This is a genomic window from Duganella sp. GW821-FHT07G03 (genome assembly GCF_059418605.1).
In genome coordinates this window covers 84937-105029 of sequence record NZ_JBWKQE010000021.1, presented here as the reverse complement: position 1 = coordinate 105029, position 20093 = coordinate 84937, and the positions used below count along the sequence as shown (strand labels likewise).

The following is a 20093-nucleotide window of genomic DNA, read 5'->3' as shown; positions in this document are numbered from 1 at the left end:
ATATGATGCTGCAGTGTACTTCTTGCAGCGGGCCTCCCCTGAAAAAGCCTAAAGTTACCGAGATGATCCAGCCCGACGACGACAGCCTGCGTCTGGCGCTGGCCGAGGTGCGCGATTTGCAGCGCACCGTGGTCGTGCTGCGCTCGGAGTTGGAACTGTCCCACAACGAGCGCCAGCATGCGGTGCAGGACGCCTTGTCCTTCGCCCACAGCGAGATCAGCCAATTGCGCGAAACCGTCGCCGCCCTGCGCACCAGCCTGGAACGGCTGACGCAGGAAAAGCTCGACGCGCTGCAACAGGCCAACACCGTGCGCCACGCCGAAATCGCCCAGCTGCACGACACCATACGCGCGCTGCGCCACACGCTGGAGGCGCGCGCATGAGAGATCCCGTGTCCAACTCGAAACCCGCGATCCGCAGCGTGCCGGCCAAGCCGCCCGTCAAGAGCGAGGCCGCGTCGGCGCAGGCGGTGGCGGGCGCCCAGCGCAAGCGGCTGCGCCAGGTCGAACTGTTGCTGGAAGTGTCGCGCCGCATGGCCGCCTACGATACGCTGGACGAAATCTTGACCGCGCTGATCGACGTCACCACCGAGGAACTCGATGCCGAACGCGGCACGCTGTTTCTCAACGACGCCGAGACCGGCGAGCTGTTCTCCCGCGTCGCGCAGGGCAATATCCAGCGCGAGATCCGCTTTCTGAATCACACCGGTATCGCCGGCCACGTGTTCACCACCGGCGAGGCGGTCAGCATCGCCGACGCCTACGCCGATCCGCGCTTCAACCGTTCCATCGACGAGCAGACCGGCTTCGTCACCCGCAACATCCTGTGCGTGCCGATCAAGACCTTCAAGGGCGAGATCATCGGCGTGTCGCAGACGCTCAACAAGCGCCGCGGCAAGTTCACCCGCGCCGACCTGCAACTGCTGGAGGCGCTGACCACGCAAGGCACGCTGGCGCTGCAAAGCGCGCGCTTCCTCGAAAGCATGAAGAAGATCCGGCGCCAGGAGATGGAATTCATCGACGTGGTGTCCGAGGTCACGGCCGACATCAAGCTCGGCTCGCTGCTGCAAAAAGTGATGGGCGAAGCCACGCGCCTGCTCAACGCCGAGCGTTCGACCCTGTTCCTCAACGACGAGAAAACCGGCGAGCTGTGGTCGGAAGTGGGGCAGGGCCTGGAGTCGCTGCAAATCCGCCTGCCCAACACGGCCGGCATCGCGGGCGCCGTCTTCACGACGGGCAAGACCATCAACATCCCGTATGCGTATGCCGACCTGCGCTTCAATCCGGCGTTCGACAAGCGCACCGGCTACTTCACGCGCTCCATCCTGTGTGTACCGATCGTTAACAAGGCCGGCAAGATCATCGGCGTGACCCAGGTGCTCAACAAGCGCGGCGGCCCGTTCACCCACGAGGACGAATCGCGGCTGCGCGCCTTCACCGCGCAGATCTCGATCGCGCTGGAAAACGCCAAGCTGTTCGCCGACGTCCAGCAGATCAAGAACTACAACGAAGCCATGCTGGAGTCGATGTCGAACGGCGTCGTCACGCTCGACAGCCAGGAAAAAATCGTCACCTGCAACGCAGCCGGCCTGCGCATCCTGCGCACCGCGACCGACGCCATCGTCGGCCGCTCGGCGGCGGATTTCTTCGGCGCCGCCAACAGCTGGGTGATGGACAAGCTGCGCCATGTCGAGGAAAGGCAGACCGCCGAACACCTGATGGACGCCGAACTGGTGCTGGACGACGCCACGCTGTCGGTCAACTTCAGCGTGCAGCCGCTGCTGTCGATGGAGAAGAAGCGCATCGGCTGGATGCTGATGCTCGAGGACATCTCCAGCGAGAAGCGCCTGCGCTCGACCATGTCGCGCTACATGGACCCCGGCATCGCCGACCAGATGGTGGCCAACGGCGCCGAAATGCTGGGCGGTAAAAACGTGCACGCCACGGTGCTGTTCTCGGACATCCGCAGCTTCACCACCATCACCGAGCAGCTCGGCGCGCAGGGCACGGTCACCTTGCTCAACGAATACTTCACCATGATGGTCGACTGCATCCAGCGCGAAGAGGGCATGCTCGACAAGTTCATCGGCGACGCCATCATGGCCGCCTTCGGCATCCCGGTCGGCCACGACGACGACGCCGACCGCGCGCTGCGCACCGCCATCGCCATGATGAACGAGCTCAGCGCCTGGAACCAGCTGCGCGCGCGCGAGGGCAAGCCGCCGGTGGAGATCGGCATCGGCCTCAACACCGACCAGGTCGTGTCCGGCAACATCGGCTCCAAGAAGCGCATGGACTACACCATCATCGGCGACGGCGTGAACCTGGCGGCGCGGCTGGAATCGGCCTGCAAGCAGTATGGCGCGCGCATCCTCATCAGCGCGTTCACCTACCGCGCGCTGCGCGGCACCTACCGCCTGCGCGAAGTCGACATCGTGGTGGTCAAGGGCAAGACCCAGCCGGTCTCGATCTACGAGGTGATGGACTTCCACACCGAGGACAGCTACCCCAACCTGGCCGAGGCCATGGGCCTGTTCCGCAACGGCCTGCTCAGCTACCGCAAGCGCCACTGGGCCGCCGCCGGCAAGCTGTTCGACGAAGTGCTGGCGCTCAATCCGCATGACAAGGTGGCCGCGCTGTACATCGAACGCTGCGCCCACATGGCCGCCTCGCCGCCGCCCGACGACTGGGACGGCACCTTTGTCATGGAATCGAAGTGAAGATACCCCGCAGCACACTGGAACAATGGCAGGTCTTGCAGGCGATCGTGGAATGCGGCGGCTATGCGCAGGCGGCCGAGGCGCTGCACCGCAGCCAGTCGTCGGTCAGCTACATGGTGGCCAAGTTGCAGGAGCAGCTGGGCGTGGAATTGCTGGAAATCGACGGCCGCCGCGCGCGCCTGACCAAGAACGGCGAGGCCCTGCTGGCCAAGGCGCGCGAGCTGCTGGGCGACGCCTTCCAGCTGGAGCAGCTGGCCAGCAGCCTGGCCGAAGGCTGGGAGCCGCAGGTCGGCATCGCGGTCGACAGCCTGTTCCCGGTCGAGCTGCTGGTGCAGGTGCTGCGCGATTTCGAACCGTGGGCCCGGCACACCCGCGTCAACCTGGAGGAGACCGTGCTGTCCGGCTCGGAGGATGCGCTGCTGGAAAAACGTGTCGACATCGCCATCGTCAGCCGGGTACCACCCGGTTTCCTGGGCGATGTGCTGATGGATATCGAATTCGTCGCCGTGGCCCATCCCTGCCATCCGCTGCACGCGCTGGGCCGCGAGCTGGAAGTGGACGACCTGAGCCGCAACCTGCACATCGTGGTGCGCGATTCCGGCACCTTGAACCCGCGCGACCACGGCTGGCTCAACAGCAACCAGCGCTGGAGCGTCACCAGCCCGCACACGCGGCTGGAGATGATCTGCAGCGGCCTGGGCTTCGGCTGGCTGCCCGAGCACAAGATACGGACCCAGCTGGAACAGGACTTGCTCAAACCGCTGCCGCTGCGGGTCGGGCAGCGCCGCAAGCAGTCGCTGTCGCTGATCGTCGCCAACCCGGAGCTGGCCGGCCCCGCGACCTGCCGCCTGGCCAACCTGATCCGCAAGGTCGTCAAGGATGGCATCATGCACCGCCCCCTGTGCGAATGAATGGTAATTGAGAATTGTTCGCATCTACTATGAAACTTTAGTATAATCGGCGTCCTCTTTTGATGCCGAGTCCAATGTCCACCGCCCACCATCCTGCTCATCGACCGCCGCGCAGCCTGCGCCAGACCATCCGTCCGGGTGTGCTGTGGCTGCATCGATGGCTGGGGCTGACGCTGGGCCTGGTGCTGGTGTTGGCCGGCCTGAGCGGCAGCTTGCTGGTGTTCCATCACGAACTCGACGCCGAGCTCAATCCCCGGCTGATGCACAACGCCGTGCCCTGCGTCGCGCCGCTGGATGTGACGGGCGCGGTCGCCAGCTTGCAGCGCGTGTGGCCGCAGGCCCAGGTCGGCTCGGTGTATCTGCCCAGCCATGCCGGCGCCAGCTACGGCCTGTATTTCAAGGCGCCCGGCGTCGCCGACAACGAGGCCATGCTGGACTCGTGTAGCGGCGCCTTGCTGGGCAGCCGCGACCGCGAAGAAGTCGGCCTTGACGCCGCGCATCTGGTGCCGACGCTGCTGCGCTGGCACGACAGCCTGCTGCAAGGCAAAACCGGCCGCGCCGCGCTGGGCTGGCTGGCGCTGGCCTGGGTGGCCTTGCTGATCGCCGGCCTGCTGCTGGCCTGGCCGACCCCGGCGCAGGGCTGGAAGCGGGCCTTGCGCGTCAACTGGCGCCAGAACGCCTATCGCAGCCATTTCGACCTGCACCGCTCGGCCGGCCTGCTGGCGATCGTGCTGATGCTGGTGGTCGCCGCCACCGGCTTCTACAACGGCTTGCCGGAGCTGGGGCGCGCGCTGGTGGGGCAGCTGACGCCGGTCAGCACCGCCCATCGCGGCATCGCCATGCCAGCCGTGCAAAAAGGCGAAGCCACGATCTCCTGGAACGACGCCAGGGCGATCGCCGAACAGCACCTCAGCGACGGCGCCGTGCTGCTGGCGCTGCAACGCCTGCCCGATCGCGGCCTGTACCAGGTCCGCCTGCGCCGCGCCGACGATTGGCAGCGCACCGGCACCTTGCGCCTGCTGATCGATATCCGCAGCGGCGCCGTGATTGAAACAGTTAATCCGCTGGCCGGCACGGGCGGCGACCGCTTCCTGGCGTCTTTATTTCCTCTGCATTCAGGCCAATTCGGCGGCGCCATAGGCCGTTGGCTTATGGTGATAGCCGGTTTGTTGCCGGCCTTATTCTTTATAACGGGACTCTCCACCTGGGTATTGCGGCGGCGTCGTAAAAGCGTCTGATATGCGCTTCAGTTGAACAACAGTAGTGGAAATTATTCGTTTTTATCGCTATATTGGTATTTGTCACATATATCTCTGGAGAATCAGCGCAAAGTTATGGTAAATTGCGCTAATCAATTCTCACACATTGTCACCAGTGGTTTTTTTTAATATTTAACCCGCCGATAAGAAGGAAATACGATGACGACTTACCAGGAATACAAAGCCAAGATCGCCGAACTGGAAAACCTGGCCGAAAGCGCCCGCAAGAATGAAATCGCGCAGGCCAAAGAGAAAGTCACGGCCATCATGCGTGAATACGGCCTGACCGTGGCGGATCTGGGCGGCGTAGCCAAGGTGAAGACGGTCAAAACCCGCGCACCAGTGCCAACCAAGTACCGCGACGACGCAACCGGCCAGACCTGGACCGGCCGTGGCCGCGCTCCGAAATGGCTGGAAGGCAAGGACAAAGAGCAATATCTGATTAAGTAAGCTTAGTCGGCAAGCTCGCTGCAAGGCCGGGGTGTGCGGGTTTATATTCCTTATAAACCCCGGCCCCGGCTTTTCTCTTTTGGGACGCGATCCATGATGCGCCGTGCCGCAGTATTATTCTCCGCTTTAATTTCCCTCCTTACTCCCGCCGCGCACGCCGCCGACAGCTTATTAAGCCCGGACCGCGTCTGGACCGGCGACGGTCCCGCGCATGACCATTGGTCGGTGCTTATCGTGCAGGGCAAGATCGCCGCCGTCGGCCCCAGCGATAAAATGAATGTCCCGGCCGGCGTCGAGCGTATCAGCCTGCCCGGCGCCACGCTGATCCCGGGATTAATGGATCTGCATTCCCATGTGTTGCTGCATCCTTATAACGAAACCTCGTGGGACGACCAGGTCTTAAAGGAGTCGGTGGAATACCGCACCTTGCTGGCCGGACGCCATGCCGCCGCCACATTACAAGCCGGCTTTACCACGCTGCGCGATCTGGGCACCGAAGGCGCTTTGTATGCCGACGTGGCGATTAAAAAAGCGATAGAGGACGGAGTTATTCCCGGTCCGCGCTTATTCATCGCCACCCGCGCGATCGTTGCCACCGGCACGTATGGTCCGTCGCCGCGCAACTACCGCGCCGACCTCGACCTGCCCAAGGGCGCGCAGGAAGCCAGCGGCGTCGACGAGGTCACGCGCGCGGTGCGCGAGCAGGGCGCGCGCGGCGCCGACTGGATCAAGGTCTACGCCGACTACCGCAGCGGCGCCGACGGCAGCGCCCACGCCACCTTCTCGCAGGCCGAACTGGATGCGCTGGTGGCCGCCGCCCACGAATCGGGCCGCAAGGTTTCCGCGCATGCAAGCACGGATGAAGGCATGCGCCGCGCCACGCTGGCCGGCGTCGACAGCATCGAGCACGGCTACGGCGGCAGCGAGGCCACCTTCCGCCTGATGGCCGAGCGCCGCGTCGCTTATTTCCCGACCTTGACCGCGCCCGAGGCGACCAGCGAATACTTCCAAAAATACCAGCGCGGCGGGCCGCCGACGCCGTCCATGCAGGCCGCCGCGCGCGCCTTCCAGCTGGCGCGCAAGCTGGGCGTGGTCATCGGCAACGGCAGCGACGTTGGCGTGTTCGCGCATGGCGACAACGCGCGCGAACTGGAATGGATGGTCAAGCTGGGCATGACGCCGACCGAGGCGCTGCAGGCGGCCACCGTGGTCAACGCGGCGGTGCTGGACCGTGGCGCATCGCTGGGCCGGATCGGCGCCGGCTACCTGGCCGACCTGGTGGCGGTGCAGGGCGACCCGACCCAGGACATCTCGGCGCTGCGCAGCGTTGCTTTTGTGATGAAAGGCGGCGTGATTTTCCGCCGACCTTAAGGAAGCCGTAAGGTTAGTGCGCTCTGTCTAGGACGAGCACAGCCATTTCATGCGATGATGGCGGAATGTCATCAATTCCTCTTTTCCCGCTGAATACCATCCTGTTCCCGGACGGGCATTTGCCCTTGCAGGTGTTTGAAGTGCGCTACCTGGATCTGATCAAGCGCTGCATCGCCCGCGGCGAAGAATTCGGCGTCGTGCCGCTGCTGGACGGCAGCGAAACCCGCGTGCCCGACCAGCACGAAACCCTGTCCGACGCCGGCACCATGGCGCGCATCATCGACTGGACCGCGCCCTTGCCGGGCCTGCTGCAGATCTCCTGCATCGGCACCACGCGCTTCCAGATCAAATCCGCCGAACAGCTCAAGCACGGCCTGTGGATGGCCGAGGTCGAGGAAGTGGCCGAAGACATGGTGGTGCCGATACCCAGCGAGCAGCAGGACGTCGCCAATGCGCTGGGCTCCCTGATACGCTCCTTGCAGAAGAAGCAGATCTCCACCGCCAACATGCCGCTGGCGCCGCCGTACCGGCTGGACGAAGCCGGCTGGGTGGCGAATCGCTGGTGCGAGCTGCTGCGGCTGGACGTGGAAGAGAAGCAGCGCCTGCTGCTGCAGGAGAATCCGGTGCTGCGCCTGGAGCTGATCCAGGACGTGCTGAGCGAGAACGGCCTGCTCGACTAGGCCTGGCTCCACGCCCGCGCGCCACGCTGGCCCTGTCGGCCCGCGGGCGCCGCTGCTACACTGGCCACCTCATCCACGCCATCCGTCCAGCCATGTACCTGCAACCCGCGTTTGCCGAAGACCGCCTTGAAGTCCGCCATGGCCTGATGCACGCCTATCCCCTGGCCACGCTGATCGTCGTCGATGCCGACGGCGTCAGCGCCGACCTGCTGCCCTTCATGCTGTACGCCGACGAGGGCAGCAGCGGCCTGGGCGTGTTGCGCGCCCACGTGGCGCGTGCCAATCCGCTGTGGCAAAAGCTGGAAGCGGGGGCGCAATGCCTGGTGGTGTTCCAGGGGCCGGAAGCCTACATCAGCCCGAGCTGGTATGAAACCAAGCGCAGCACGCACAAGGTGGTGCCGACCTGGAACTACGCGATGGTGCAGGCGCGCGGCGTGGGGCGGGCGGTGGACGATCCGTTCTGGCTGCGCCGCCTGCTGGACCACCTGACCAACAAGCACGAAAGCGGCCTGCCGCAGCCGTGGGAACTGGACGACGCGCCCATCGATTTCATGGCCGCGACGATGAAGGCCATCGTCGGCATCGAGATCCCGATCGACAGCCTGGTGGGCAAATGGAAGGTCAGCCAGAACCGCAGCGGCGCCGACCAGCGCGGCGTGGTGGCCGGCTTGCAGGACGCCGCGATGGCCGAGCTGGTGGCGCAACGCCTCAAGCCGGAGTAAGCGGCCGGACTAGCCGGCGTGCGCCTCGCTGGCGTCGTCCAGCGCGTGCACGCGCATCGACCAGGTCACGCCGGCCACCAGCAGCAGCATGGCGGCGATCTCCAGCCCGCGCGGCAGCTGCTGCTTGTAGATGCAGCCATACAGCAGCGCGAACAGGGTCTCGAACAGGATCAGCTGGCCGGACAAGGTCAGCGGCACCTTGCGGCTGGCGATATTCCACAGGTGGTTGCCGATCACCGACGCGCCCAGAGCCAGCAGCGCATTGACGATCCAGAACAGCGTCCAATCGCGGCCGCTGGCCACGGCGCCGGCGCCGGTCACGTCGGCATGGAACAGCGCCAGCCCGGCCAGCGCGATCGCCAGCGCGATCAGGCCGCTCGACAGGCCGTACAGGGCCGACCACTCGCCGCTGCTGAAATGCGGATTGCGTTTCAGGTAGCGCGCATTGTCCACCGAATACCAGGTCCAGCACAGCAGCGCGCCGGCCGCGCACAGCACGCCGAGAATCTTGTCGGCCAGCGGCGCGCCGTTGCCGCTGTCGTGGGTGAAGACGTCGATATTGATGCAGGCGATGCCGGCCGCCACCAGCAGCAGCGGCAGCATCAGCTGCTTGAGCGGCACCGAGCCGTAGTCCTTCTGGCCGACCAGCGTGACCGAAATCGGCAGCACGCCGATGATCAGCGAAGTGGCCGCCACGCCGGCGAACTTGACGCCCAGCGCAAGCAGCATGTAGTAGACGATGTTGCCGGCCAGCGCATGCTTGACCATCGCGACCACATCGCCGCGGTCGAGGCGGCGCAGCAGCGCGGGCAGGCGGCGCGCCATCAGCGCGCCGGCGATCAGGCCGTAGGCGATGTAGCGCCCGCAAGCCATCTCCAGCGGCGTGAACGCCGTCAGCAATTCCGGCACGATGAACACCATGCCCCACATGGCGCCCGCCAGCAAACCGCATATCACGCCATGCCACATGGTCGAACTCCTCAGTAGATTGTGCACAGCCACCACACGGCGGCCAGCGCGGACAGGTTCAGCGCCACGCTGCACCAGTAGGCGACCTGGAACGAAGTCTTGACCGTCTTGTGGCGCAGCCAGCGCTGCGCCAGCAGGCCGCCGGGCCAGCCGCAGGCCAGGCCCCACAGCAGCAGCGTGCTTTCCGGCGTGCGCCGGCGGCCCTTGATGGCGGCCGACTTGTCGGCCGCGTAGGCGATGAAGCAGAAGATGCTGGCGACGCCGTACACCGCCGCCAGCCACAGCAGCGCAAGCTGCGAGGGCAGGGCGTCCGCCGTCACCGGGGTCAGAAGTAGCTCAGGCCGAGGGCGGCCTTGACTTCGTCGGCGGTGCGCGCCGCCACTTCGCGCGCATGCAGCGTGCCTTCCTTCAGCATCTGCATGATGTAGCCCTTGTCCTGCGCCAGCGCTTCGCGGCGGGCGCGGATCGGCGCCAGCATCTCCTGCAGCACCAGTTCCAGGCGCTTCTTGACGATCGAGTCGCCCAGGCCGCCGCGCACATAGTGGGCCTTCATTTCGGCCAGCTTGTCCTGCTCGGGATCGAAGGCGTCCAGGTAGATGAAGGCGACGTTGCCCTCCAGGTGGCCAGGATCTTCCACGCGCAGGTGCAGCGGATCGGTATAAACCTTTTTCACGGCGGCGGTGATCTCGGCCGCGGTGGCGCCCAGGTTGATCGTGTTGCCCAGCGACTTGCTCATCTTGGCCTTGCCGTCGGTGCCCGGCAGGCGGCCGATTTCCGGCACCAGCGCCTTGCACTCGACCAGGATGTCCCGGTTGACCAGGCGGTTGAAGCGGCGCACGATCTCGTTGGTCTGCTCGATCATCGGGATCTGGTCGTCGCCGACCGGCACGATGGAGGCCTTAAATGCCGAGATGTCGGCCGCCTGCGAGGCCGGGTAGGTCAGGAAGCCGGCCGGGATGTCGCGCTCGAAGCCGCGCAGCGCGATCTCGGTCTTGACGGTCGGGTTGCGCTCCAGGCGCGCCACGGTCACCAGGTTCAGGTAGTAGAAGGTCAGCTCGGCCAGTTCCGGGATCTGCGACTGGATCAGGATGGTCGACTTGGCCGGATCGATGCCGACCGCCAGATAGTCCAGCGCCACTTCGACCACGTTGCGGTGCACCTTGTTGGTGTCGTCCATATTGTCGGTCAGGGCCTGGGCGTCGGCCAGCATGATGAACTGCTTGTATTCGTGCTGATAGGCGACGCGGTTGCGCAGGCTGCCGACGAAGTGGCCGAGATGCAGCGGTCCGGTCGGGCGGTCGCCGGTCAGGATCACGGTCGGGCCTTTGGACGCGGCTGGCGCGGTGGCGATTACGTCGGATTGTTCGGTCAGGCTCATCAGGGGTTCCTTTACGTTGCCCCGGTCCGGCGCGACGAATATAAAAAACGCCACCAGATAAGGGCGGCGTTGATAAAAATATCACATCACTATGGGTAGACAGTGGCCGCGCGCTAGGAGCGGCGCCAAATCAGGCAGGCGTGAAGTGTAGTAAAAAATTTCATGCGCGTATGGTTGCAGCTCAGCGCCGGTCTGTCAAGGTGTGCGGCGCCACAAGGCACGACGGGGAAATCGGAACTAGATTGATTACTCGCGGTCCAACCCAAAGGAGACTAAAATGCCTGATAACTTCGATTCTGTCGCATTTATGGATACTCTGACTGAAGGTGGCATGCCGGAGAAGCAGGCCAAGGCGCTGGCCTCGGCCATGTTTCAGCTCATCGATAGTCATCTGGTGACGAAGAACTATCTCGACATGCGCCTGGCGCAGCTCAAGTCCGAATTGATACAGTGGATGGTTGGCGTGATCGTCGTCCAGACCGGGCTCACCGCCGTGCTCTTTAAGCTCATGCATTAATCTAAACGATAAGGTAGTATTGCCGATCCTGAGCAATACCCCTTACCGGAGCCGATATGCGCGTACTTGCAGTTGCAGTGCTTTCCACCCTGATGGTCTCCGCCGCAACGGCGCAAACGTCCACCCCGCCGATGGCGCCCGACATCCCCGCCAAGTTCGACACCGCCGTCCCCAACGCCGACTACGTCAAGCGCGAGGTCATGATCCCGATGCGCGACGGCGTCAAGCTGCACACCGTGCTCGTCATCCCCAAGGGGGCCGTCCGCGCGCCGATGGTGCTCAGCCGCACGCCCTACAACGCCAGCGGCCGCGCCCAGCGCAACGTCAGCCCCAGCGTGCTGGCCACCGTCGGCCAGGGCGACGAAGTGATGATGGAGAACGGCTACATCCGCGTCTACCAGGACGTGCGCGGCAAATACGGCTCCGAAGGCGAGTACGTGATGACCCGCCCGGTCAAGGGCGCGCTCAACAACACGCGCACCGACCACTCCACCGACGCCTGGGACACCATCGACTGGCTGGTCAAGAACACCCCCGAAAGCAACGGCAACGTCGGCATGATAGGCTCGTCCTACGAAGGCTTCACGGTGCTGATGGCGCTGGTCGATCCGCACCCGGCGCTCAAGGTCGCGGTGCCGATGAGCCCCATGGTCGACGGCTGGCGCGGCGACGACTGGTTCCACAACGGCGCCTTCCGCCTGCCCAACCTGAGCTACATCGCCGGCCAGACCGCCGCCAAGGGCAGCGGCAAGACCCTGGCCACCGGCGTCTACGACGACTACGAAGGCGCGCTGCGCGGCGGCTCCACGGCCGATTACGCCAAGCAGTTCGGCCTGGATCAACTGAACTTCACCCGCAAGCTGTTCGAGCATCCCGCCTACGACGGCTACTGGCAGCAGCAGGCGCTGGACAAGATCCTGGCCAAGCGCCAGATGAAGGTGCCGACCATGACCGTGGTTGGCTACTGGGACCAGGAAGACATCTACGGCGCCTACGCCTTCTACTCGGCGGTGGAGCCGCAGGACACGGCCAACAACAAGAACTTCCTGGTGGTGGGGCCGTGGCGCCACAGCGGCGTCAATTACGAGGGCTCCGGCCTGGGGGCGTTCAAGTTCACCGGCGACACCGCGCTGGAATTCCGCCGCGACGTGATGCAGCCTTTCCTCGACCAATACCTGAAGGACGGCGCGCCGGCCGCCGACACGCCGCCGGTGCTGTTCTACCAGACCGGCGTCAATCGCTGGCAGCGTTTGCCGCGCTGGCCGCTGGCCTGCGAAGCCGGCTGCCCGGCGCCGCTCAAGCCGATCTACCTGAAGCCGGACTTCAAGCTCGATTTCGACGCGCCGCAACCAGGCGCCGGCTACGACGAATACGTGTCCGACCCGGCCAAGCCGGTGCCGTTCGTGCCGCGCCCGGTGCACATGAACGATGCGAACGTGTGGCGCCCGTGGCTGGTCAGCGACCAGCGCGGCGTGTCCGACCGCACCGATGTGCTGAGCTACGTCACCGAGCCGCTCAAGGCGCGCCTGCAAATCGCCGGCGCCGCCATGGTCAACCTGTACGCCTCGACCACCGGCACCGACACCGACTGGGTGGTCAAGCTGATCGACGTCTACCCGGACGAGGTGCCGTCGCAGCCGGAGCTGGGCGGCTACCAGCTGGGCATCGCGATGGACATCTTCCGCGGCCGCTACCGCAACAGTTTCGAGCAGCCGTCGCCGATCACGCCGGGCGCGGTGGAGAAATACCGCTTCGCGCTGCCGAACGCCAACCACGTGTTCCTGCCGGGCCATCGGGTGATGGTGCAGATCCAGTCCAGCTGGTTCCCGCTGTACGACCGCAACCCGCAAACCTACGTGCAGAACATCTTCTACGCCAAGCCGGCCGACTACAAGAAGGCGACGCTGCGCGTGTTCCACGCCGGCGCCGAGAGCAGCGCGCTGGAGCTGCCGGTGGTGGAGGGGAAATAAGCTAAACGGAATAAACCGTTTAGCCTAGCGCGGACGCACGCTGTCGGTCAGCACGTCCGCGTGGAAGTAGTGGCGGTAGCCGTCCATCACCTGGTTCGACTTGCCTATCTTTTCCAGCATGTCGACCAGCGCCCGCTGGTCTTCCGGCTTGAGCGCGCGCGACACGTAGGCGCCGCTCTCGTGCCAGGGCAGTTCCGGTATGGCCTCCATGCGCAGCTTCTCCTGCATGCCGTTGATGCGCTGGTCGCGCCGGATCGCGCCGGCCATCAGCGTCGGCCCCATGATGGTGACGTCGGCCGAGCCGGCGTTGAGCAGGCGCGCCACCGCCACCACGTCGACCTCGGTGAACAGGCGGCCTTGCTTGGCCAGCTCGTTGACCAGCGCCATATATTGTTCCCCATAGTCGAAGCCGCGCACCACCGCCACGCGCAGCTCGCGCCGTTCCAGCAAGTTCTTCGCGCTGGTGATCGGCGCCCGCTGGCTCGCCACGGAGATCAGCATGGCGCGATGGCCTATCATCGGCACGAAGGCGCCGAGCAGGTCGCGCGACGGCGTGCGCGAGGCCGGCACCAGCAGGTCCGCCTTGCCGTCCTTGAACATGGCCACCTGGCGCGCGCGCGGCACCAGGGTGAAGACGAAGTTGCAGCCGTTTTTTGCGCCCATGTTGCGCAGCAGGTCGGGATAGATGCCGCCGATGTTGGTCCCCTCGACCAGGACGCTGGCGCCGCTGGCCGATACCGGCACGGCGATATCGCGCGAGCACTCGGCGGCGGCGCCGGCCTGCATCGCGCCGGCCGCCAGCAGCATGGCGATACCGCGCCCGCTCATGGTTTGGCGGCCTGCATGTGGTGCTGGCGGAAGAAGCGCTGCGCCACCAGGATGGCCAGCGCCTGCATCACCGCGCACAGGTAGAAGGTGCTGCCGATGCGCCAGTCGTTGGCGGGCAGGTGGCCCACTTCCGCCAGGATGGCGGTGCCCAGCAGCGGCATGAAGATCACCCCCAGACTGGAGATCGATTGCAAAGAGCCCATCAATTCCCCCTGTTCGTTGGGCGGCGTGGATTTCGAGATGATGCCCTGCAGCGCGGGACCGACCGCGAACGACAGCACGTTGCAGATGATGAGCACATACATCATCCAGCCCTGCGTGGCCAGGCCGTACATCAGGTAGGTGATGCCGCCCGAGCACATGCCCAGCAGCGACAGGCGCACTTCGCCGAAGCGCTTGATCAGGATGCCCAGCAGGCCGGCCTGCACCACGGCCGCCATCAGGCCGACGCAGAACATCGCCGCGCCGTTCTGCCCCGGCGTCCAGTCGAAGCGGAAGTTGGTGTACAGCACCCAGGTCGTTTGCAGCATCATCTGCGCGCAGGTGACCAGCGCGAACGTCACCACCAGGCCGCGGATGTCGGTGCGGCGCGCCAGCTTGGACAGGGCGGACAGGGGATTGATCTTGGCCAGGCTGAAGGCCGAACGGCGCTCCGCCGGCAGTGATTCCGGCACCACGAAATAGCCGTAGACGAAATTGGCGGCCGACAGCGCGCCCGCCACATAGAACGGCAGGTGCAGGTTGACGTTGCCCAGCAGGCCGCCGAGCATGGGGCCGCAGATGAAGCCCAGGCCGAACGCGGCGCCGACCTTGCCGAAGCTCTTGGCGCGGTTGTCCGGCGTCGACACGTCGGACGCGTAGGCCGAGGCCACCGACATGCTGGCCGACGACATGCCGCCCACCACGCGGCCGATGAACAGGCAGGCCAGGTTGGGCGCCCACGCCGTCGACAGGAAGTTGATGCACATGCCGGCCATCGAATACAGCAGCACCGGCCGGCGGCCGATACGGTCGCTGACGGCGCCCAGCATCGGCATGAAGATGAACTGCATCAGGCCGAACACCGCGCTCATGATGCCGAACCAGTGGGTCTGGTTTTCGCGCGAGCCGGCAAACTCGCCGATCAGCATCGGCAGCACCGGCACGATCAGGCCGATGCCCAGCATATCGATGAACACGCAGATCAGGATGAAGTTCAGGTTGGCCGCCGGCGCGGCGGCCGGCAGGATGGTGGTGGCGGTATCGGGTGGGGTCATGTGATCGGCAAGAAGTGAGTCAGGGCGAGGTCAGGGCGCCGCCGGGCTGGCGGCCCACTCGGCGATGAAGCTGTCGCGGAAGGCGGTCAGCTCGTTGAGGCGGTTTTGCGCCAGGCGCCGTCCGGCGGCCGTCTGCATCTTGCCGGGCAGGGTGGCCAGCTTGGTGTCGATATGGTCGAGCGCATAGGCTTTTTCATCGAGCTCGCGGTGCAGCGCCATCGGATCGTCGGCGTGCGCCAGCGCGGTGCCCATGCGGCCGGCCGTGTAGAACAGCCGCGCCAGGCCCACCGCGCCGAGCGCGTCGAGGCGGTCGGCGTCCTGCACGATCTTGGCCTCGATGGTCTCGGCGCGGATGGCGGCGGAAAAACTGTGGCTCTCGATCGCATGCGCGACGGCGGCCAGTTTATTGGGCGGGAAATCGAGTTCGGCCAGCTGGCGGCTGGCCAGCAGCGCCGCCTTGCGCGAGGCGAGGTGGCGCTCGGGATCGTTCTTGGGCAGGTTGACCAGGTCGTGCAGATAACAGCCGGCCAGCACGACCAGCGCGTCGGCCTCGGGATAATCGTCCAGCAGCAGGGTGGCGTTGCGCCAGACCCGGTGCAGGTGGTTGTTATCGTGCGCTCCGTCGACTCCGGCGGCGGCGCTGGCCAGGCGGACCAGGCGCGGGTGCCAGCTGTTCAGCAAGCTGTTCATTGTTCTCCCGTGATGTCTTCGGCGTTTGGTTTTTCAGATCATACAGCCTGATTCAGCCCTTGTGCAGGGTATGCGGACGGCGATTAATAATTGTTTGCTTGCCAAGTACGATGAGATTGTGCAAAATGCAACCATATTTGATAATGACAGGCACTTTGATGCGTAACTTCCTGGCGCTTGCACCGATCTTGTTGGCCCTGGTCTGCGACTGCGCGCTGGCGCTGGACGACACGCCGACCGTGGCGCCCTATTTCCAGCTTAGGGGGGAGGACTTCCGCCCGGCCGGCGCGCGCCCGAACCCGGCCGCCAGCGCCACGTCCTGGTCGGCCAGGCGCACCGCCGCGGATGCCGAGCCCGCCAAGCCGGAACCGCTGGCGCCGAATCCGCGCGCCGTCGCCATCACCGTGCTGCGCGCCTTGCCGGCACCGGCCTCCCAGCTGGTGGAAAAACCCAGGTGGAAGCTGCGCTAGGCTTATTTGTTTCTCTAGTGCATTTATTTACTGCGTCTTTACTTGACTTGAGGTAACATTGCCGTCAATCATTTTGGCAATGAAGGAAAACCCCATGTCTGGTAATGTAAGCGAACTGCACGCAACGACCCCCGCCGGCGAGTACTTGGCCTTCACGCTGGGCCAGGAAGAGTACGGCATTGACATCCAAAAAGTCGCCGAGATCCGCAGCTACGAAAGCCCGACCCGCATCGCCAACGCCCCCGATTTCGTCAAGGGCGTGGTCAATCTGCGCGGCCTGATCGTGCCGATCGTCGACATGCGCATCAAGTTCAACCTGGGCACGCCGTCGTACGACCAGTTCACCGTCGTCATCATCCTCAACATCGGCCACCGCGTGGTCGGCATGGTGGTGGACCGCGTCTCCGACGTCACCACGCTGTTGCCCGAACAAGTCAAGCCGGCGCCGGAAATCGGCTCGGCCATCAACACCGACCACATCGTCGGCCTGGGCACGCTAGACGAGCGCATGCTGATCCTGATCGATATCGACAAGCTGATGTCCAGCGCCGACATGGGCCTGGTCGAAAACACCGCGCTGGCCGCGTGATGACGATGCTGACCAATATCAGTATCGGCAAGCGCCTGGCGCTGGGCTTTGGCATCATCCTGGCGTTTGCCATGTTGATCACCGCGATCAGCGTCTGGCGCCTGCAGGGCGTGGCCACGGCCACGCGCGAGATGATGCAGGTGCCGCTGGCCAAGGAGCGCATGATCTCCGACTGGTCAAGCAAGATTGATAGCGCTATCCGCCGCACCACCGCCATCGCCCGCAGCAGCGATCCGTCGCTGGGCGCCTTCTTCGCCGAAGAATCGAAAGCTTCGTCGGCCATCTCGGCGGAATATCAAAAGAAAGTGGAAGCGCTGATCGTCGACGCCGACGAGAAGGAACTGTTCGGCCGCATCGGCGAGCAGCGCAAGATCTATCTGTCGTCGCGCGACCAGGTGGCCAAGCTGAAAGGCGCCGGCGAACTGGAAGAAGCCGAGAAGGTCTTCGCCAACGTGTTCCGTCCCGGCTCCACCAGCTACCAGGCGCTGATGCAGGAACTGCTGAAAATGCAGCGCGCGAAAATCGACGCCACCGCCGTCCATATCGATGAAGTGGCGGCCAGCAGCCGCAAGCTGCTGTACCTGCTGGCCGCGCTGGTGCTGGCCTTCGGCGCCGTCAGTTCCTGGCTGCTGACCACCGGCATCACCGGCCCGCTGCAAGTGGCGGTGACGGCCGCGCGCCGCGTCGCCGGCGGCGACCTGACCGGCCATATCGACGACAGCGCCCGCGATGAAACCGGCCAGCTGCTGTCCGCGTTGAAGGAGATGAACGCCAGCCTGCTGGGCATCGTCACCGAGGTACGCAGCGGCACCGACCATATCACCACCTCGTCGAGCGAGATCGCGGCGGGCAACCAGGATCTGTCGCGCCGCACCGAGCAGCAGGCCGGCGCGCTGGAGGAAACCGCGTCGTCGATGGAAGAACTGACGTCGACCGTCAAGCACAACGCCGACAACGCGCGCCAGGCCAACCAGCTGGCCGCATCGGCCGCGCAGGTGGCGGTCAAGGGCGGCATGGTGGTGTCGCAGGTGGTGGACACGATGGATTCGATCAACCAGTCATCGCGCAAGATCGTCGACATCATCGCGGTCATCGACGGCATCGCCTTCCAGACCAACATCCTGGCGCTGAACGCCGCCGTGGAAGCGGCGCGCGCCGGCGAGCAGGGACGCGGTTTCGCGGTCGTGGCGACGGAAGTGCGCAACCTGGCGCAGCGCTCGGCGTCGGCGGCCAAGGAGATCAAGACGCTGATCGGCGACTCGGTCGACAAGGTCAACCAGGGCAGCAAGCTGGTGGCCGATGCCGGCTTGACGATGGATGAAATTGTCAGCAGCGTGCATCGCGTCAGCGACATCATCACCGAGATCACGGCGGCCAGCACTGAGCAGAGCGCCGGCATCAACGAGGTGTATCAGGCCATCGGCGCGATGGATGGCGTGACGCAGCAGAACGCCGCGCTGGTCGAACAGGCCGCCGCCGCGGCGGAATCGATGCAGCAGCAGGCAGCGGCGCTGGCGCAGGCGGTCAGCGTGTTCAAGGTGGAGGGTTTGGCGTCGTCTTCGCGTCCGCGCGGCACGGCTGCGCGCACCACAGCGGCGCGCCCGGCGCTGCGCCTGACCAGCCGCGCTTAGTTATCACTGCTGTTCGTCGCTACTGTCGCCGGGCGATCTGTCGATCGCCTGTTGCGACAAGCGGTCCGCGTCGCCGTTGCGGTGGCGCGGCACCCAGCGCAGGCTGACCTCTCCCAGCGGCGCCATCAACTCCAGCACGCGCTGGCGATGTTCTTCCAGTCCCTTGGCGCCACGGCCGGCAGCCACCGCCTGCGCACTCAGATTCACATCGTTGACCACCACCTGGCTGTCCCCGTGCACCACCAGCCCGGCCGCGCCCAGGCTGACGGCCGCTTCCAGCAAGGCCGTCAGCGCCAGGTATTCCGCCTCGCCGCTGTTGCCATATCCGGCGCGGCGGCTGATTTCCACCCGCTCGTCCTCCGGCCCGCACAGCAGCGCGCCGATGCCGATCTGTCCCGGATTGGGATGCGCCGAACCGTCGAACCACCCACGCCAGCCGTCAGTGGCCGGCCGCATGCGCGCCGCGCGCTGTTCCAGCTGGCGCGCCTTCTCCGCCAACTTTGCCGAACGCAGTTCCTGGTCGCGCAGGCGCAAGGCGCTGCGTTCGGCCAGCAGTGGCGCTAAACCCTGTACGCCCGCCACCTGCGTCAGCACCTGATGCAAGGCCTGCGCTTCGCTCACTTGTGTACGCGCCGCCAGACGACGAGCGGCCACGCGCTCGCCCTTGTAGGCGGCCGTGGCCAATACTTCGAAATCAGCGTCGTTCATCAATCGCGGCGCGGGTTGTCTGGATGGCGGTCATGGCGGTTAGGCACACCGTCGCCGTCGCGATCGTGGTCATAGCGGTTAGGTATGCCGTCGTGGTCCTTGTCGCCGCGGCCGTGGTCCCGGTTGTCGTGACGGTCGTAGCGGTTCGGGATGCCGTCATGATCGCGGTCGCCGTTCGGTCCGCGGTCCCAACGCGCTTCCTCGCGCAGCCAGCGGCCATCGCGTTGCACCCAGCGCGGTTGGGCATAGATGTAGCCCGGACGCTCGGCGACCCAGCTGCCGCCTATCCATTCATGGCGGTGGCCGCGCCAGTCCCAGTAGCCCGGCGCCCAGACGTAGCCGTAGCGCGGCGGCGGCATCCGTTCATAGCGCGGCGGCGGCGGTGCGACGGTCACATAGTCAACCTGCACCGGGGCCGGGCCGACGGTGACCCAGCCGCCCGGATCGAGGCGCCAGTTGCCGCCGTCGCGTATCCATTCGGCGCGGCGATACTGCGCGCCGTTGCGTTCCGTTTCCCAGCGGCCGGCCAGCCACACGTGGCGATAGCCGTCCCAATTCCAATAGCCAGGCGCCCAGACGTAGCCTTGGCGCGGCGCCGGCAGGCTTTCAAACCGTGGAGGCGGCGGCGCATTGCCGATCACGACGCTGACGCCGACTTGCGCGGACGCGATGGCTGGAGCGAATGCGGCTGCGCTCAACGCGAGCATGGCGGCAGCGTAAATGGTGTGCGAGCGTTTGATCATGATGTGTTCTCCGTTTGCGCGTTTTCGTGCAACGCTTGAACGAACTATAGCAAGCAGCGCCAGGGATGACTCCCGATGATGCAACTTTTTACATCTGACACAAAGGTGTGGTGGTGTGTGCGGTGGCGCACAGAGAGGACTACGGCGGGGCGGGTGCTGGCGGACCAAGAAGGAACGGAGCGAGGCTGCTAAAGGCTTCGCCTGTTACGCGGCGTTTCGGCGGCGCGTACAG

Annotated in this window: 21 protein-coding genes; 13 read left to right on the top strand and 8 right to left on the bottom strand. The window is 65.3% G+C overall.

Going from position 1 to position 20093, the window contains the following annotated elements:
- The first annotated feature begins 62 nt into the window (after nt 1-62).
- The 8 genes from AC07OK_RS23365 (at nt 63) to AC07OK_RS23330 (ending at nt 8112) form a co-directional block, all read left to right on the top strand.
- The gene (locus AC07OK_RS23365; RefSeq protein ID WP_494692535.1) at nt 63-383 is read left to right on the top strand and encodes a hypothetical protein; all 321 of its coding nucleotides are present in this window, start codon (nt 63-65) and stop codon (nt 381-383) included.
- Nucleotides 380-2719, top strand: coding sequence for a GAF domain-containing protein (locus tag AC07OK_RS23360; protein WP_494692534.1), 2340 nt, complete (start codon nt 380-382; stop codon nt 2717-2719). Before AC07OK_RS23365 ends, AC07OK_RS23360 begins: the two co-directional genes overlap by 4 nt.
- Nucleotides 2716-3630, top strand: a complete 915-nt coding sequence (locus AC07OK_RS23355; RefSeq protein ID WP_494692533.1) for a LysR family transcriptional regulator — start codon at nt 2716-2718, stop codon at nt 3628-3630. Before AC07OK_RS23360 ends, AC07OK_RS23355 begins: the two co-directional genes overlap by 4 nt.
- Nucleotides 3631-3704: 74 nt before the next feature.
- Complete coding sequence (locus tag AC07OK_RS23350) at nt 3705-4868, top strand: PepSY-associated TM helix domain-containing protein (RefSeq protein WP_494692532.1); 1164 nt, start codon at nt 3705-3707, stop codon at nt 4866-4868.
- A 180-nt stretch (nt 4869-5048) separates the two neighbouring features.
- Nucleotides 5049-5339 (top strand): H-NS histone family protein, encoded by a 291-nt coding sequence (locus tag AC07OK_RS23345; RefSeq protein ID WP_008447725.1) that lies wholly within the window; start codon nt 5049-5051, stop codon nt 5337-5339.
- 93 nt (nt 5340-5432) lie between these two features.
- Nucleotides 5433-6710, top strand: a complete 1278-nt coding sequence (locus AC07OK_RS23340; protein WP_494692531.1) for a metal-dependent hydrolase family protein — start codon at nt 5433-5435, stop codon at nt 6708-6710.
- Nucleotides 6711-6775: 65 nt separating this feature from the next.
- Entirely contained in the window at nt 6776-7390 is a 615-nt protein-coding gene (locus AC07OK_RS23335) for an LON peptidase substrate-binding domain-containing protein (protein ID WP_494692530.1), read from the top strand.
- Nucleotides 7391-7482: 92 nt separating this feature from the next.
- Entirely contained in the window at nt 7483-8112 is a 630-nt protein-coding gene (locus AC07OK_RS23330) for an FMN-binding negative transcriptional regulator (RefSeq protein WP_494692529.1), read from the top strand.
- A gap of 9 nt (nt 8113-8121) precedes the next feature.
- Here AC07OK_RS23330 and AC07OK_RS23325 read toward each other — a convergent pair whose 3' ends face one another.
- The 3 genes from AC07OK_RS23325 to trpS are packed head-to-tail and all read right to left on the bottom strand — an operon-like array spanning nt 8122 to nt 10459.
- Nucleotides 8122-9081, bottom strand: coding sequence for a DMT family transporter (locus AC07OK_RS23325; protein ID WP_494692528.1), 960 nt, complete (start codon nt 9079-9081; stop codon nt 8122-8124).
- Nucleotides 9082-9092: 11 nt separating this feature from the next.
- Complete coding sequence (locus AC07OK_RS23320; protein ID WP_494692527.1) at nt 9093-9401, bottom strand: DUF1294 domain-containing protein; 309 nt, start codon at nt 9399-9401, stop codon at nt 9093-9095.
- Nucleotides 9402-9406: 5 nt separating this feature from the next.
- Nucleotides 9407-10459: a tryptophan--tRNA ligase gene (gene trpS / locus AC07OK_RS23315; RefSeq protein WP_494692526.1), complete on the bottom strand. Its 1053-nt coding sequence runs from the start codon at nt 10457-10459 to the stop codon at nt 9407-9409.
- A gap of 277 nt (nt 10460-10736) precedes the next feature.
- Between trpS and AC07OK_RS23310 the strand changes: the two genes are divergently transcribed.
- Complete coding sequence (locus AC07OK_RS23310; protein ID WP_494692525.1) at nt 10737-10976, top strand: hypothetical protein; 240 nt, start codon at nt 10737-10739, stop codon at nt 10974-10976.
- Between the two features lie 56 nt (nt 10977-11032).
- Nucleotides 11033-12946 (top strand): CocE/NonD family hydrolase, encoded by a 1914-nt coding sequence (locus AC07OK_RS23305; protein ID WP_494692524.1) that lies wholly within the window; start codon nt 11033-11035, stop codon nt 12944-12946.
- 24 nt (nt 12947-12970) lie between these two features.
- On the opposite strand, the gene AC07OK_RS23300 is transcribed toward AC07OK_RS23305, so the two are convergent.
- Genes AC07OK_RS23300 through AC07OK_RS23290 form a run of 3 tightly spaced genes read right to left on the bottom strand, consistent with a single transcriptional unit; the run spans nt 12971 to nt 15720 of the window.
- Nucleotides 12971-13774 carry a substrate-binding periplasmic protein gene (locus AC07OK_RS23300; protein WP_494692523.1) on the bottom strand — a complete coding sequence of 268 codons (804 nt, stop codon included), beginning with the start codon at nt 13772-13774 and terminating at the stop codon, nt 12971-12973.
- Nucleotides 13771-15030, bottom strand: coding sequence for a TCR/Tet family MFS transporter (locus AC07OK_RS23295; protein WP_494692522.1), 1260 nt, complete (start codon nt 15028-15030; stop codon nt 13771-13773). Before AC07OK_RS23295 ends, AC07OK_RS23300 begins: the two co-directional genes overlap by 4 nt.
- Nucleotides 15031-15060: 30 nt before the next feature.
- Complete coding sequence (locus AC07OK_RS23290) at nt 15061-15720, bottom strand: HD domain-containing protein (protein ID WP_494692521.1); 660 nt, start codon at nt 15718-15720, stop codon at nt 15061-15063.
- Between the two features lie 158 nt (nt 15721-15878).
- Between AC07OK_RS23290 and AC07OK_RS23285 the strand changes: the two genes are divergently transcribed.
- From AC07OK_RS23285 to AC07OK_RS23275, 3 genes are all read left to right on the top strand, one after another.
- Entirely contained in the window at nt 15879-16190 is a 312-nt protein-coding gene (locus AC07OK_RS23285; protein WP_494692520.1) for a hypothetical protein, read from the top strand.
- 94 nt (nt 16191-16284) lie between these two features.
- On the top strand, nt 16285-16779 hold the full coding sequence (locus AC07OK_RS23280) for a chemotaxis protein CheW (protein ID WP_494692519.1): 495 nt from the start codon (nt 16285-16287) through the stop codon (nt 16777-16779).
- On the top strand, nt 16779-18410 hold the full coding sequence (locus tag AC07OK_RS23275; protein ID WP_494692518.1) for a methyl-accepting chemotaxis protein: 1632 nt from the start codon (nt 16779-16781) through the stop codon (nt 18408-18410). The genes AC07OK_RS23280 and AC07OK_RS23275 overlap by 1 nt, the downstream gene beginning before the upstream one ends.
- A 3-nt stretch (nt 18411-18413) precedes the next feature.
- Here the strand turns inward: AC07OK_RS23275 and AC07OK_RS23270 are convergent, their stop codons facing one another.
- Together AC07OK_RS23270 and AC07OK_RS23265 are read right to left on the bottom strand one after the other, a co-directional pair.
- A complete protein-coding gene (locus tag AC07OK_RS23270; RefSeq protein WP_494692517.1) occupies nt 18414-19118 on the bottom strand; it encodes a ribonuclease HI family protein in 705 nt (234 codons plus the stop codon).
- Nucleotides 19118-19861 carry a hypothetical protein gene (locus AC07OK_RS23265; protein ID WP_494692516.1) on the bottom strand — a complete coding sequence of 248 codons (744 nt, stop codon included), beginning with the start codon at nt 19859-19861 and terminating at the stop codon, nt 19118-19120. Before AC07OK_RS23265 ends, AC07OK_RS23270 begins: the two co-directional genes overlap by 1 nt.
- Between the last annotated feature and the right edge of the window lie 232 nt (nt 19862-20093).